The sequence below is a fragment of the Gordonia sp. SL306 genome (assembly GCF_026625785.1).
Lineage (GTDB): Bacteria > Actinomycetota > Actinomycetes > Mycobacteriales > Mycobacteriaceae > Gordonia.
The window spans coordinates 4,053,008-4,067,444 of the sequence record NZ_CP113063.1; the positions used below are offsets into that span (position 1 = coordinate 4,053,008).

Genomic DNA, 14,437 nt, shown 5'->3' on the forward strand with positions numbered 1-14,437 from the left:
TTGGTGGCAACACAGGAACTCGTCACCGAGGAACGTTCGGTCGCTGCCTCCAACACGCGGCGCGCGATCGGGGCAATCGTCGGAATCGGACTGCTCGTGGTGGTCTGCGTGCTCAGTATCGCGGTCGGTGCCAAGACGATACCGATCGAAACCGCGTGGCACGCGTTGTTCGCGTTCGATCATTCCGGTGATCAGATCATCATCCGCGAACTGCGTGTGCCCCGTACCGTTCTCGGACTCGTCGTCGGAATGGCGCTCGGGGTCGGCGGGGCGCTCATCCAGGGGATGACCCGCAATCCGCTCGCCGATCCGGGGCTGCTCGGTGTCAACGCCGGTTCCGCGTTCTTCGTCGCGATCGCCGTCGGGCTGCTCGGATTGACGGGGATCTGGTCGTACGTGTGGTTCGCCTTCGCCGGCGCGGCCATCGTGGCCGTGGTGGTGTACGTGCTGGGTTCCATGGGCCGGGCGGCCCCGTCGCCGATCCGGCTCACTCTCTCGGGTGTGGCGGTGAGTGCACTGCTCACCGGCATCACCACCGGCCTGACCCTGCTCGATCCCCAGGCCTTCGACGAGATGCGTTTCTGGCGAGCCGGTTCCATCGCCGGCCGCGATCTCTCGGTGACGGGTGCGGTTCTGCCCTTCATCGTCGTGGGCCTCGTGCTGGCGGTGGTGGTGGCCCGGTCGCTGAACGCGCTCGCGCTCGGCGACGATGCCGCCAGGTCCCTGGGGGCGAATGTGAACCTGACCCGCGCTCTCGGCACGGTCGCGGTGACCCTGCTGTGCGGCGCAGCGACCGCGGCCGCTGGTCCGATCTCCTTTGTCGGTCTGATGATCCCGCATATCGCGCGTTGGATCGTCGGCCCCGATCAACGATGGATCGTGGCATACAGCATCGTCGGTGGCGCGATCCTGGTGCTGCTCGCCGACGTGATCGGTCGGGTCGTCATCCGGCCGGGAGAGATGCAGGTCGGTGTGATCACCGCGTTCATCGGGGCACCGGTTCTGATCATCCTGGTACGCAGGGCGAAAGCGAGCGGCCTGTGACCGGCACCGACATCGACTTCGGCCGCTCCGTGGTGGTCCTGCGCGGCCGGTCCGGGGTACCGTCCCTGCGGATCGGGGTGCGCGCGCTGATCGTCGTGCTCATCCTCATCGCGCTCGCGTTGCTGGTATCCGTCCTGGCACTCGGCACCGGTGACTATCACGTGCCGCCGGGACGGGTGATCGAGACGATCTTCGGTGGCGGAACCCGATTCGAGCGGCTGGTGATCACGCAGTGGCGAGCGCCACGGGTGGCGGCGGCCCTGGTACTCGGCGCGGCCCTCGGCATGAGTGGCGCGATCTTCCAGTCGCTGACCCGGAATCCACTCGGCAGCCCGGACATCATCGGGTTTAACACAGGTGCCTACACCGGTGCGCTGGTGGTCATCCTCGTGGTGGGCAGCGATCACCGCTATGGCACGGCGGCGGGTGCACTCGTCGGTGGCGTCGCGACGGCCCTGGCGGTGTACCTGTTCGCGTTCAAGCGGGGAGTGCAAGGGTTCCGGCTCATCATCGTGGGGATCGGCATCTCGGCGATGCTGGCGTCGCTGAACACCTGGCTGATCCTGAAGGCCGATCTCGACGACGCGATGTCGGCGGCCACCTGGGGCGCCGGCACCCTCAACGGCATCACCTGGGCCGACGCGACGCCTGCGCTCGTCGTGACGTTGGTCCTGGTGCCGTTCATCCTGATCGCCGGCTATCTCGGACCGCTGATGGAAATGGGAGACGACACCGCACGGTCTTTCGGCATATGCGTGGAGCCGACGCGATTGTTCGTGATCGTGCTCGGCGTCGCACTGACCGCCGTCGCGACGGCGGTGGCCGGCCCGATCGCCTTCGTCTCGTTGGCGGCACCACAACTGGCACGCCGGCTGACCCGTAGCGCGGGTGTGCCGTTGGCACCTGCGGCGGCGATGGGAGCCCTGCTGCTGGTGGCGAGCGACTACATCGCCCAGCATGCGTTCGCCCCCACTCAGCTTCCGGTGGGTGTGGTGACCGCATCCATCGGCGGCGTTTATCTGATCTGGCTCTTGGCGCAAGAGGCGCGACGACAATGAGTACGACACCGCCCACCGCGGCATTGCAAACGGCGACCCCTGGACATCGGCTCCGGGCCGACGGGATCACCATCGGTTACGACGAGCGGGTCATCAGCGAGTCGTTGTCCATCGAGATCCCGGATGGCGAGTTCACCGTCATCGTGGGTCCCAACGCCTGCGGCAAATCCACACTGCTGCGGGCATTGTCGCGACTGCTCAAACCGCGATCGGGGGCGGTGGTCCTCGACGGCAGGTCGATCAGTTCGTACCCGGCCAAGGAGGTCGCCCGGCGGCTTGGGCTGCTCCCGCAGACGTCGGTTGCGCCCGAAGGAATCCGGGTCGCCGAGCTCGTCGCGCGCGGGAGGTTCCCGCGCCAGTCCATGTTCCGGCAATGGACCCCCGACGACGAGACCGCGGTGCAGGACGCGATGAACGCGACCGGCGTCACAGATCTCTCCTCCCGTCTTGTCGACGAGTTGTCCGGAGGCCAGCGCCAACGCGTGTGGGTCGCGATGGTGCTGGCTCAGGAGACACCTCTCGTCCTGTTGGACGAGCCGACCACGTTCCTCGACATCGCCCATCAGATCGAGCTCCTGGACCTGTGTGCCGAGCTCAACCGTGAACGCGGCCGCACCATGGTGGCGGTGCTGCACGACCTCAATCACGCGTTCCGGTACGCCGATCACCTGGTCGCGATGAAATCGGGCCGCATCGTCGCGCAGGGCGGGCCCGCCGAGATCGTCGACGCCGAGCTGATCGAGGACGTCTTCGGGCTCCGGTGCCGGATCATCGACGATCCGGAATCCCATACACCGCTGGTCATCCCACGACTGAGAGGCACATGATGACGGCGCATCTGACGAGTACGCACGGGGTGACCGGCGCGCAGGCCGGGATCTGGTACGGGCAGGAGCTGATCGGCACCTCGTCGACGTATGTGGTGGCGCAGGCCTGGGAATGCCTGGCGCCCGTCGAACTCTCGGCGCTGGCTTCGTCGGTCGCAGGCGCGATCGGTGAGGCACCCGGCCTGTCGGCCTCCTTCGGCATGGTCGGCGGAGAGGTGGTGCAGAGCGTCGGCCGACACGAGGTGGACACGGTTGCGGTGCTGGACTTCTCCGGTCACGACGATCCACGGGCTGCAGCCTGGGACTGGATGCGCAGGCGCAGCCGCGAGCCGGTCGACCCGGCCACGGACCCATGCTTCGAGGCCGTCGTCCTGCGGTTGGCTGCCGGGACCGGCGGACAGTCCCCGGCGATCGTGTTCGTCCGCGCCCACCACATCGTCACCGACTTCTTCGGCCTCGGCCTGCTCGGTCGCCGCGCTGCGGAGTTGTACGCCGCCACGACCTCTGACACCGAACCACGGCCGGCGTGGTTCGGTCCGGTCGAGGACGTGCTCGACCACGAGAACCATTATCGAGACTCGGGGGACCGGGAAGGCGATCGGACCTTCTGGGCAGGCGAGGTCTTGGCGGCGGACGCCGTCGCGTCCCTCGTACGGCATGCGGGCCGCGAGCGGACGTCGTCGGTGCTCTCGCACACCCGGACGATCGGTGGCACCGCCGCCGATCATCTGACCGAGCTGGGACGTGAGCAGGGCGGCTCGTGGAGTGACGCGGTCACCGGGCTGGTCGCCGCGTTCATCGCGGGACGGACGGGGACCGATGAGGTTGTGCTGGGGTACCCGATGATGAATCGGTTGGGCTCGCCGGCGATCTCGGTGCCCACCATGGTGGTCAACGTGGTTCCCTTGCGCCTCACGGTATCCGCGTGGTCGTCGGTCACCGACGTCACGGAGGCGGCGGTGCACGGCGTCCGCCGGGTCCGGCCACACGCGCGATTTCGCGGCGAGGACATCGCCCGCCTCGGAGGCCACGGGCGGCCACGGATCTGGCTGAACGTGAAGGCCGTCGACGACCGACTGCGATTGGGCGACGTGGACACCGAGGTCCATTCGCTGGCCCGGGGGCCGGTGGAGGAGATGACGATCACGATCCGCCGAACCTTGTGCGGCGAGATCGAATTCCAATTCGACGGGGACGAATCCGTCCTCGACGCGACCGGGCTCGCCGTGCTCGGCGCCGACATCGTCGCCTACGTCGAGGAGGCCGCACAACCGGCTGCCCGGGGATGGCGGTGGCCGGGGTGGGCTGCGCCGGCGCCGCGGCGGCGACCGGATCGCCCGGTGCCGTGTCCGGTTCGTCGACTCTGGTCGACGAACTCTGCCGGGCGCTTGCCAGGCAGTCCGGTGGCGTCGCGGTGATCGCGGGCGAGCGGGAACTGAGCCGGGCCGAGATCCATGGCCGCGCCTGGCAGCTCGCCCGGATGCTGATCGCCGACGGTGTCCGCCCCGACGACCGCGTCGCGATCCTCCTACCGCGCGATGAATCCGCGGTGGTCGCGATGCTGGGCGTGTCGTTGGCCGGCGCCGCCGCGGTTCCCGTCGATCCGGACTATCCGCCGTCGCGCGTCGAGCACATCGTGACCGACGCCCGTCCCCGGCTGTTGGTGACCGGACGCCGGATCGCACACCGATCACGGCTGCCGTGCCTCACGCTCGATGACCCGGCAACGCGCGCACGGCTTAGCCAACTGGCGACGACCCCGATCGATGCGGCGGGACGTACCGCCGTCGTACGGCCCGACCATCTGGCCTGTGTGGCATACACTTCCGGTTCCACCGGGACCCCGAAGGGGGTGATGGTCACGCAGATGGCCATGGTCAACCGCCTGCGGTGGGCCGCCGAGAGCTGGTTGGGTGACGGCAACGCACCTTCGGGGGGCAACGGCCGGACCTCGCTGTGGAAGAGCCCCGTCGGCTTCATCGACGGGATCACCGAGGTGATGGGAGCGCTCCTGCGCGGCGACCGGATCGTGCTCGCCGACGCCGGTTCGGCGCGTGACCCCAGAGCGATCGCCGATCTCCTCCGTCGGCATCGCGTCACGCATCTGACGGCGGTGCCGTCCCTGATCCGGGAACTCCTCGACCTTCCCGGCGATGACCGGCTGGCGGGCGCGCCCGATCTGGACCTGTGGGTGTCGAGCGGCGAGCCGCTGCCGGCCGCGGTGGTCAGCCGAGTGGCACGGAATGACCGTGCCCGACTGGTGAACTCGTACGGCTCCACCGAGGTCACCGGTGATGCGACCTACAGCGAGGTATCCCTCGGCGAGTCCATCGGAATCGGTACTGCGGTACCCGGGATGCGGGCCATGGTGCTGAACCCCTGGCTGCGGCCGGTCGGAACCGGGGACGTCGGCGAGCTGTACATCGGCGGGGTGCAGCTCGCGCGCGGCTATCTCGGAAGACCCGATCAGACGGCGCAGCGATTCCTCGCGGATCCCACCCGGCCAGGGGAGCGGATGTACCGCACCGGGGATCTCGTGATGCTCGATTTCACAGGTCGACTGCGGGTCATCGGCCGCACTGACGATCAGGTCAAGGTTCGTGGCGTCCGCGTCGAGCCCGCCGAGGTCGAACGCGCACTCGCCGATGCGCGTGGGATCGATCAGGCAGTGGTGGTCGCGACCGCCGACGGACCAGATGCCGACGTCACCCTGGTCGCCTACGTGACAGCAGAACCGTCACAGACCGGGACCGACGAGTTGCCGCTCGATCTCGCAGAGGTGCGAGCGCACATCGCGGCGACCTTGCCGTCGCACATGATGCCCGCGCTCATCATGCCGATCCCCGAGATGCCGTTGTCGGCGCACGGCAAGGTGGATCGCCGTGCACTGCCCGAGCCGGTCTGGGCTGCGGACCCATATCCCGGTGCCGAACCATCGAATGCCACCGAGCGAGCCGTCGCAACGGCGTTCGCCGACATCCTCGGACGTGGCGGAACCTCGTTGCAGGACGACTTCTTCGCGCTCGGCGGCCACTCCCTGCTCGTGACCCGGTTGCTCAACCGGCTGACCGAGGAGTTCGACGCACATCTCGAGATGCGGGATGTGTTCGACCATCCGACGGTTGCCGGAGTATCCGCTCTGATCGACGAGAGCCGGAGAGTCGATGACGGCCAACGGATACCGCGGGTCCTCGCGCGGGGACCGTCAGCCGAGGACACCGAACTCTCGACGGCCCAGGAACGTCTGTGGTTCCTCTTCCGGCTGGAGGGAGCCACCGCCGCATACAACATCCCGATCGTGTTGCGACTCGACACGACACCCGAGCAGACGGCGCTCGAGGCCGCGCTGCGCGATGTGATCGAGCGTCACGAGCCGCTCCGGACGATCATTGTCGACGACCGGGACGGACGAGCGTGGCAGCGAGTTCTGCCGATGACCGACGTCCACCTGCCGGTGGTCGTCCGTCACCTCGACGATCATGTCGTTCATCGCACCGTCGACGACGAGGTGCGCGACTGTGCCGCACATCGATTCGACCTCAGCGGCGAGATTCCCGTCAAGGCGTTCCTGATCGACGACAGATCAGGGCCGGACGACTCCTGTGCCGTGGTGCTGCTCGTCCACCACATCGCCGGGGACGAGTGGTCGTCGCCGTTGCTGGTGGACGATCTCTCCCACGCGTATCTGGCACGACTCGACGGTCGTGCACCGCAGTTCCGGCCACTCCCGGTGACCTATCGGGACCATGCGCACTGGCAGCGGGCACTGCGCGGACATCCGCGACTGCACAGTGGGATCGAGTACTGGCGTCGGCGACTCTCCGGTGCACCCGAGGAACTCGACCTCCCCTACGATCGCCCGCGGCCGTCCGTGACGGATTATCGCGGCGGCCGCGTGGGCTTCCGCCTCGACGACGAGGTGGTCGGTGCCCTGCGGGAAGCCGCACGCCACCAGCGGGTCTCGATGTTCATGCTGATGCACGCGGCGGTGGCGATGACGTTGGCCACCATGGGCGCCGGCGACGACATCGTCGTCGGGACGCCGGTGGCCGGTCGTGACGACGCGGCGGTCCACGATCTGGTCGGCTTCTTCGTCAACATGGTGGCCCTGCGTACCGATCTCACCGGCAACCCGACGATCTCGGAGGTGGTGAGTCGTGTGCGTGATGCCGACCTCGAGGCCATGGCGTGGTCGGACATCCCGTTCGAGGCGGTGGTCGACGCGACGTCGCCGCGGCGTTCGATGGGCCGGCACCCACTCTTCGGGGTGATGGTGCAATACCGGGCGAACTGGGGGATTCCCGACTTCGCCGGGCTGGACACCGACGCGACCCCGATCGACCCCGGCACCTCGAAGTTCGACCTGACCGTCGATGTCACCGAGCATGCCTCGTGCGGGGTCACCGAGGTGCGGATCGATTACGCGAGTGCGCTGTTCGACCACGACACGGCCGAATCGATCTCCCGGTCCCTTAGTTCGCTACTGGGGCTCGTCGCGTCGGCGCCGAACTTGCGCCTGTCCGACGTCGACGTCTGCGGTGGCGACGTGCGTCGGCAGATCCTCGAGCAGTGGGCCCACGGGCCCGCGTCGCTCGAGGCACCCACCACGATCGACGCGATGCTGCGCACAGTCGCCGCGGAGCATCCCGATCGCCCGGCGATCATCTGTGGCGACACGGCGATCGACCATCGGCAGTTCGACGCCTCGATCCGGACCGTCGTCGGGCACCTGCAGACACACGGAGTGGCCACCGGCGATCACGTGGCGGTACTCATGGCGCGCAGCGAGCTCCTGCCCGTCTCGATCGCCGCGGTACTGCGCGTCGGGGCGACCTGTGTCCCCGTCGACGCCGACCATCCGGAAGACCGGATCCGCCATGTGCTCGACGACTCCGGTGCCGTCGTGGTGCTCACCGATCAGCACACCGCGGACCGACGGGCCGACGTGCTGTCGAACCGGGAAGCCGTTCGCGTCGATGACATCGTGCGGGTCGGTGACATTGGGCGACCGGATGTCGCGCGGTCGGCGACGATCGGGCCGGCACCGCGTCCGCGATCGACGGCGATGTTGCTCTACACCTCGGGCTCCACCGGTGAACCCAAGGGTGTGGTGCTCTCGCACGCCGCGCTGGCACACCGGATTCAGTTGGCCACCAGGGATTTCGGCGTGGGAATCCACGCTGTCGGGCTCGCGAAGTCGGCGGTCGGATTCGTCGACGCGACCACCGAGCTCTTCGGTGTGCTCTGCGCAGGCGGGGCGGCGGTGATCGCGGACGACGAGACCGCGCGCGACCCTGCGGCACTGGCTGCGGCGATCGCCCGGCATCGGGTCACCGAGCTGGTCACGGTCCCGACCATCGCGCGGATCGTTGCCGACGTCGATCCCGAGATGCTGCGGACCGTCCGCCGGTGGGTGTGTTCGGGTGAGGAGATGACCGCGGCGGCGGCACGTCAGATCATCGCGTGCACACCGGACGCGACCGTGGTGAACCTGTATGGCTGCACCGAGGTGGCGGGTGACGTGACAGGTCTGGAAGGCGTCGACACGCCGTCTGCCGAATCGGGGCGGCCGGTACCGATCGGCCGACCCCTGCGGGGCAACTCGGTCTACCTGCTCGACCGGTGGCTGCGGCCAGTGCCACGAGGCGTCCTCGGCGAACTGTACGTCGGTGGAGCACATCTGGCCGACGGTTACCACGGCCGCGGGCCGGAGACGGCGGCGCGATTCATCGCCAACCCCTTCGGCGGCGAACCCGGATCCCGGCTGTACCGAACCGGCGACCTCGCCCGCTGGGGCCGCGACGGCACGGTGCATCTCGCCGGTCGTTCCGACGATCAGGTCACCGTGCGGGGCGTCCGCATCGAACCCGGCGAGATCGCTGCGGTGCTCGAGTCACTCGACGCGGTGGACACGGCTGTCGTCACGGTCACGACGTCGGAGGTCACCGGCACGACGATGATCGCCGGATACGTGACCCTGCGTCGCGACGGGGACGGAGTGGTGATCTCGGACGGGGCTCAGTTGCGATCGGCGTTGATCGGGCGGCTGCCCGACACCATGGTCCCCGCCTCCGTGGTGATTCTCGATCGGTTCCCGCTCAACCCCAACGGCAAGATCGACCGGCGGGCGCTGCCATCGCCGACCTCGGACCGGGCGGCGCCGCACCGTGAACCGAGTACCGATCACGAACGCGCACTCCGGCAGATCTTCGCGCGGGAGCTCGGATTCGACTCCGACGACCTGCACACGGTCGGAGTGGACGACGACTTCTTCGAGCTCGGCGGCGACAGCATCGCCTCCTTACGGGTCGTGGCCGCGGCGGTGCGAACGGGTCTGCAGATCACGTCACGGCAGATGCTCGAGCAGCGGACGGTTGCGGCGCTTGCAGCCTGTGCTGCGGGAGCAGAGGCCGTCGTCGCAGACACCGCGGCTATCAGCGGGGCGGCCCCGGCCGCCGAGGTGATCCCGATCCCGTCGACGACGGTCATACAACGGTTGCGGGCGTCCGGCCGTCCAATCGATGACTGCGTGATCACCGAGGTCGTCCGGGCAGGCCGGTTCGACACCGCCGCGGTGACCGCGACCCTCGACGCCGCCGCACGGCGATATCAGGCGCTGCGCATGCGGGTCACCCCGAAGAACAAACTGGTGTGGGTGGCCGAGGTGCTGCCGGAGCCCCGGGCGGTGCCGTGTGTGAACGAGACGCCGGCGCAGAGCGTGGCCGATGCCGCCCACCGCGCCGTCGATCGGGTTCGCCTCACCGAGGGGACGCCGGTTGCCGCCGAGGTCATCGACATCGACGGAGGTTCGGCGGTCGTGCTCGCTGCACACCAGGTCGCGCTCGACCGGCGATCCCTTCATGAGGTGGCATCCGAGATCGCCGAGATCGCCGGGATCGCGGCCGAGCGGGCCCGCAGCGAGACCACACCGCAGACACCGTCGTTGTCGTTCGTCGACGCCGCGACAACTCTGGACGAGCGCGCGCGATCATCGGATGCCGATCAGCTCGCCGCGGACCTCGCGACCCGTGCCGCCGCGTTGGGCGATGCGAGGCCCGGGCGTCCGGCGCCGGGCGACGACGCGGTGGGCGCGAGCGGGGTGGTCCCGACAGCCGATCCGGCGATGCTGCGGGATGCGCTTGTCTCCGCGCTCGGCGCCGAGTTCGGCGACGCCTCGCTCGACGTCGACACGGACCTGCGGACGCTGCTCGGAGCCGATGGCGCGGGCGTCGTCGGCTCGTTCACGGCACCCGTTCCATCGACCGGCATCGACGGAAGCGAACTCGTTGTGGGTGACGACGAGGCCGCGGGTGCATGGTGTGCCGTGCTGCGTCATGGAAACCGCACAGCTCGCAAGGCGCTCAAGCGAGTCGGCCACGCTCCGGTGTTGATGACCGAGATCGTCGGCGAGTCGGCGCGACCCGGCAGGCGCGAGGGGATCGAACAGGACTATTCGGTCGTCGCGCGATTCCGGTACTGCGACGACACCGCAGATCTCACGATCGTCGCGCCCGACCACGATGTCGCGCACGCGTTGTTGCACCGGTGGATCGGCGCACTGGAGGGCGGTGCCGGGCGCTGACCGCGACCTCCGCTCCGGTGATCGGTTGGCGTCGTCGCAACCCGAGACCAGCAGGACAACGGTGGCGAGTGAGTGCTCAGACGATCCCGCTGGGTGCCCTTCTGGTCCCGGGCTGCTGCCGGGGCATGTGGTTGGGCGGAACCGGATAGGGGCGCCCACGTCCGAGAGTGCCTGCGGCGACGTTCGGCCCGCAGCCGAGCAGCGCGTTCTGGGCGCCGGGAACCGGGTCACCGAATCGCGGACGAGCCGCGTTGGGCCGGTGGGCGAAGTCGAATGCGGACGTCATGTCACCCACGGTCTTCCGGCGCCAGGGCGTCAGATTGGGGACGTCGACGCCGAAGCGCCGCTCGATCAATCGGAGTTGTGACGTGTGGTCGAAGGTCTCCGATGCCACCAGACCGCCTCGGCTGTATGGCGAGATCACGAAACACGGGACCCGGTAGCCGAGCCCGATCGGACCGCGAATGCCCTTCGACGACGGCACCTTCGCGATGTCGGGCACGCTGACGAACTCGCCCGCGGTACCCGCAGGCGGCGTGGGCGGGGTGACGTGATCGAAGAAGCCGCCGTTCTCGTCGTAGGAGATGATGAGAGCCGTCTTCTCCCACACCGCCGGGTTGGAGGTGAGGATGTTGAGGAGTTCGACGATCCCCACCGCTCCGAGGGCGGCGGGGAGGGCCGGGTGCTCACAGTTGATCGCCGACGGGATCACCCAGGAGACCTTCGGCAGCCGATCGGCCGCCACGTCGGCGGCGAAGTCGTTGGGGTAGGTCGGCGCGATGCCACGTCGGGCCAGTTCCGAGCCCGGGTTCTGCGCCTGTTTGAAGCACCCCATCATCCCGTCCAGGACGACCGACGACACCGGTCCGAGATCCCGGTTGTTGTAGATCTTCCAGCTCACCCCGGCGTCGCGCAGGTTCTCCGGCATGGTGCGCCAGGAGTAGACGAACTTCGGTATCAGCGTGGGGGTTTCGAGAAGCGGGCCGCCGTGGGCGCCCGTCGGGTCGATGCTCGCACTCATCCAGTAGAGGCGGTTGGGATCGGTGGGCCCGAGGACCGAGCAGTGATAGTTGTCGCACAGCGTGAACGCCTCGGCGAGGGATCTGTGGACGGGGATGTCCTCCCGCTCGTAGTAGCCCATCAGGGCGGGGGCGTTGGCCGGCCCGACCGACTCGATCGACATCGGCAGCCAACCGTCGTTGCGTCCGCCGTTCCACGACCGGTGCATACCTTCCCACGAGTGGTCGGGATCGTTGATGCACTCGCCGTCGAGGTTCGCATCGTTGCGGGTGTCGAGCCGGAACGGCAGGGTGTGGCCGCGGCTGGTCGGTCCGACGCCCGGTGCCCAGCCGCGCTGCTTCCAGGCCGCCGACTTCTCACCGAATCCTCGTACGCCGGAATAGGTTCCGAAATAATGGTCGAACGACCGGTTCTCCTGCATGAACAGGACGACGTGTTCGATGTCGTCGAGCGATCCCGTACCGGCTGGGTCGGCCGACGCGTATGCCCGGTCGATGATCGGCCCGGCCCAGGAGGTCAGGAGGGCGCCACCTCCGACCGCACCCACCCGGGCGAGGAACTCGCGGCGTGACAGACCTGCAAATGGCGTACCCGCCATGTTCGATTCCCCTCGGCAGACGATGCCTGTGAGCTGTTCAGGCCGGGTCAGTGTACTCGCTGAAACCGTACTGTTGGTGCGGTCCGATCGCGGCGAATTCGAACAGGCCATCACCGGTTTCCTCTGTCTCGCCGTCGAATAGGGCGAAACGGGCGTAGTGGTCGGTGACGCAGAACATCTTCATGGTCGGATCGAGTTCGGGCACCTGCAGGTGCAGGTCCTCGACCTTCAGGTCGCCCTGCCACATGCCGTGCCGCCAGTCGGATTCGAGTCCGTAACCGGTGCCGAACGCCAGGTAGTTGGCCAGCTGGGGGTGGCAGGTGACGGTGGTGACCGTGCCCGAGGGCCGTGTGAAGGTCAGCGTCGCCTCCGCCGTTTCGCGCGTGCCGGGGATGAAGGTGATCTGGTGTGAGACGTGTCCGAGCCATTCGGGTTCACGGTCCGGGTCGCGCCAGACCCGCCGCGCATCACCCATCACGCGCTCACCGGTCTCGGTCTCCTGGATGACCACCACGATCGAGTGCTCGGCGAACTCCATCACCGAATAGATCCAGAAGAAGGTCCCCGAGATGTTCGCATCGGCCCGGCGCCCGGGCGGTTCGGCCTCGCCCACCGGGCGGACTCCCCACGACCGGTCGCGGTTGCCACGCCAGCTGTCCGGTTCGACGTCGAATCGTGTGCCGTCGACGGTCAGTTCGCCGGACCACTTGCCCACCTGGACGAAACGTTGCGTGTCGAAGGTGACGCGCTCGACCTGCCTCAGGAAATGCCGCGGTTCGAGAGCAGCGGGACCGGTGGCGTCGAAGACGAGGTCGAAGGAGAGGTCGCCGTGGCCGGCGTCGAGGGCCACGCGGACGCGTTGCAGGCCGTCGAGGATCTCGATGGTGAACGGACCGACCCGCAGGTCGCCGCGGTCGGCCCCGAGGGCGCGTGACGCTCGGACCACGATGTGCTCGTCGTGGTGACGGACGACGGCGAAGCAATCGGTGACGCCGAGGTTGGGATAGACCCCGAGCCCCACGATGAGCCACGGTGAGTCGGATTCCGGCCCATGGCAATTGAAGTAGTAGCGGTCGTAGAAGTTGCGGTCGGAGGTCTGGACGTGGCGAACGACCTCGGCGACCTGATGGATGGGGTAGTCGTCCATCGGTGACAGCATCTATCCGACCTTCTCCCAGTAGGTGCCCTCGAGCATGGCTTCGAGGGTCGCGCGGTGCAGGATCATGTCGTCGGGATCGGCGGGCTCTTCGGCCTGGCCGAAGTGGATGGCACGTGACTGGATCCGGTACATGACCACGGCATGGATGAGGGCTGCATAGGTGATGTAGAAATCGAGATCGTGCGGCTGATGTCCGCTCTTGCGGCTGTAGGCCTCGGCGACCTCGTCACGACGCAGGAAATCGGGCAGTCCGGGCAGGCCTGCCATCTCGGCCAGATCCTGGAAGAACCGGTGCAGGAAGATCATCCACGCCACGTCCAGCTCACGCGGTCCGTACGTCGCCATCTCCCAGTCGAGTACCGCGGCCGGAGCGAAGTCCTGATAGATGATGTTGCCAATCCGGGCGTCGCCCCACGACAGCACCGGATCGGTCTCGTCCGGGACGTTCTCGTCGACCCAGGCGAACCCGCGCTCGATCAACCCTGATCCGGCCCGGCCGTCCGATGCCCACGCGTAGAACTCGCGCAACCGTCGGATGTGGGCGCGTAGCGGAGTCTCTCCCGGCCCGGGCCGATCCAGCAACTCATGCGGCACGGGCGCGGAGTGGATCATCGCCAGGGTCTCTATCGTCTTCTCGGTCAACGTCGCCCGCTGCTCGGGCGTCGCCTCGCTCATCCATGAGCCGAAGGTGTAGGGCATCACATCCGGCGGCACCTGTCCGTCGACGCGGCCCATGATGAAGAACGGGGCGCCGAGCGGGCGGGGATCTGGTTCGGACCAATAGAGCTTCGGAAGGGCCACATACGTGCTCGACGCCACATGGCCGATGATCCGGAACTGGCGGTCGAGGTCGTAGGTGGGGAAGACCGGATCGCTCTCGGCGAGCGGGGCGACACGGACCACGAGCTGGTGTTCGGTCTCGTCCCACCGGGCGTCGAGGACGATCGTCTCGCTGGACATCCCGTTCGCCGACGGGATCTCCAACCGGGTGACGGTCACCGGCGAGTCGACGACGGTGTTCAACCAGTCTTCGAGACGGGCGCGGAGCCAGTCGGGGTCGCGACGCGACGACGTCGGGCGTGCGACCTCGTTGGGGTCTGCTGAATCGGTATCCGGCATAAGGCCATCCATCGGACGAGTGCGGGTGGG

At 68.1% G+C, this 14,437-nt stretch carries 8 protein-coding genes; 5 read left to right on the forward strand and 3 right to left on the reverse strand.

Translation table 11 applies throughout. From position 1 onward, the window contains the following. From OVA31_RS18580 to OVA31_RS18600, 5 genes are read left to right on the forward strand one after another with little or no spacing between them, the layout of a single operon-like run. On the forward strand, positions 1 to 1,044 hold the full coding sequence (locus OVA31_RS18580; protein ID WP_420714074.1) for a FecCD family ABC transporter permease: 1,044 nt from the start codon (positions 1 to 3) through the stop codon (positions 1,042 to 1,044). After that, a complete protein-coding gene (locus tag OVA31_RS18585; protein WP_420714075.1) occupies positions 1,041 to 2,102 on the forward strand; it encodes a FecCD family ABC transporter permease in 1,062 nt (353 codons plus the stop codon). The genes OVA31_RS18580 and OVA31_RS18585 overlap by 4 nt, the downstream gene beginning before the upstream one ends. Further along, positions 2,099 to 2,929 carry an ABC transporter ATP-binding protein gene (locus OVA31_RS18590; RefSeq protein WP_267628088.1) on the forward strand — a complete coding sequence of 277 codons (831 nt, stop codon included), beginning with the start codon at positions 2,099 to 2,101 and terminating at the stop codon, positions 2,927 to 2,929. The genes OVA31_RS18585 and OVA31_RS18590 overlap by 4 nt, the downstream gene beginning before the upstream one ends. Next, complete coding sequence (locus OVA31_RS18595) at positions 2,926 to 4,347, forward strand: condensation domain-containing protein (protein WP_267628089.1); 1,422 nt, start codon at positions 2,926 to 2,928, stop codon at positions 4,345 to 4,347. The genes OVA31_RS18590 and OVA31_RS18595 overlap by 4 nt, the downstream gene beginning before the upstream one ends. After that, positions 4,230 to 10,511, forward strand: coding sequence for a non-ribosomal peptide synthetase (locus OVA31_RS18600; protein ID WP_267631597.1), 6,282 nt, complete (start codon positions 4,230 to 4,232; stop codon positions 10,509 to 10,511). The genes OVA31_RS18595 and OVA31_RS18600 overlap by 118 nt, the downstream gene beginning before the upstream one ends. Positions 10,512 to 10,587: 76 nt before the next feature. Here the strand turns inward: OVA31_RS18600 and OVA31_RS18605 are convergent, their stop codons facing one another. From OVA31_RS18605 to OVA31_RS18615, 3 genes are read right to left on the reverse strand one after another with little or no spacing between them, the layout of a single operon-like run. Next, entirely contained in the window at positions 10,588 to 12,129 is a 1,542-nt protein-coding gene (locus OVA31_RS18605; protein WP_267628090.1) for a phospholipase C, read from the reverse strand. A 37-nt stretch (positions 12,130 to 12,166) separates the two neighbouring features. Further along, positions 12,167 to 13,288: a hypothetical protein gene (locus tag OVA31_RS18610; protein WP_267628091.1), complete on the reverse strand. Its 1,122-nt coding sequence runs from the start codon at positions 13,286 to 13,288 to the stop codon at positions 12,167 to 12,169. Further along, positions 13,289 to 14,407: a phosphotransferase family protein gene (locus OVA31_RS18615; protein ID WP_267628092.1), complete on the reverse strand. Its 1,119-nt coding sequence runs from the start codon at positions 14,405 to 14,407 to the stop codon at positions 13,289 to 13,291. Positions 14,408 to 14,437 lie beyond the last annotated feature (30 nt).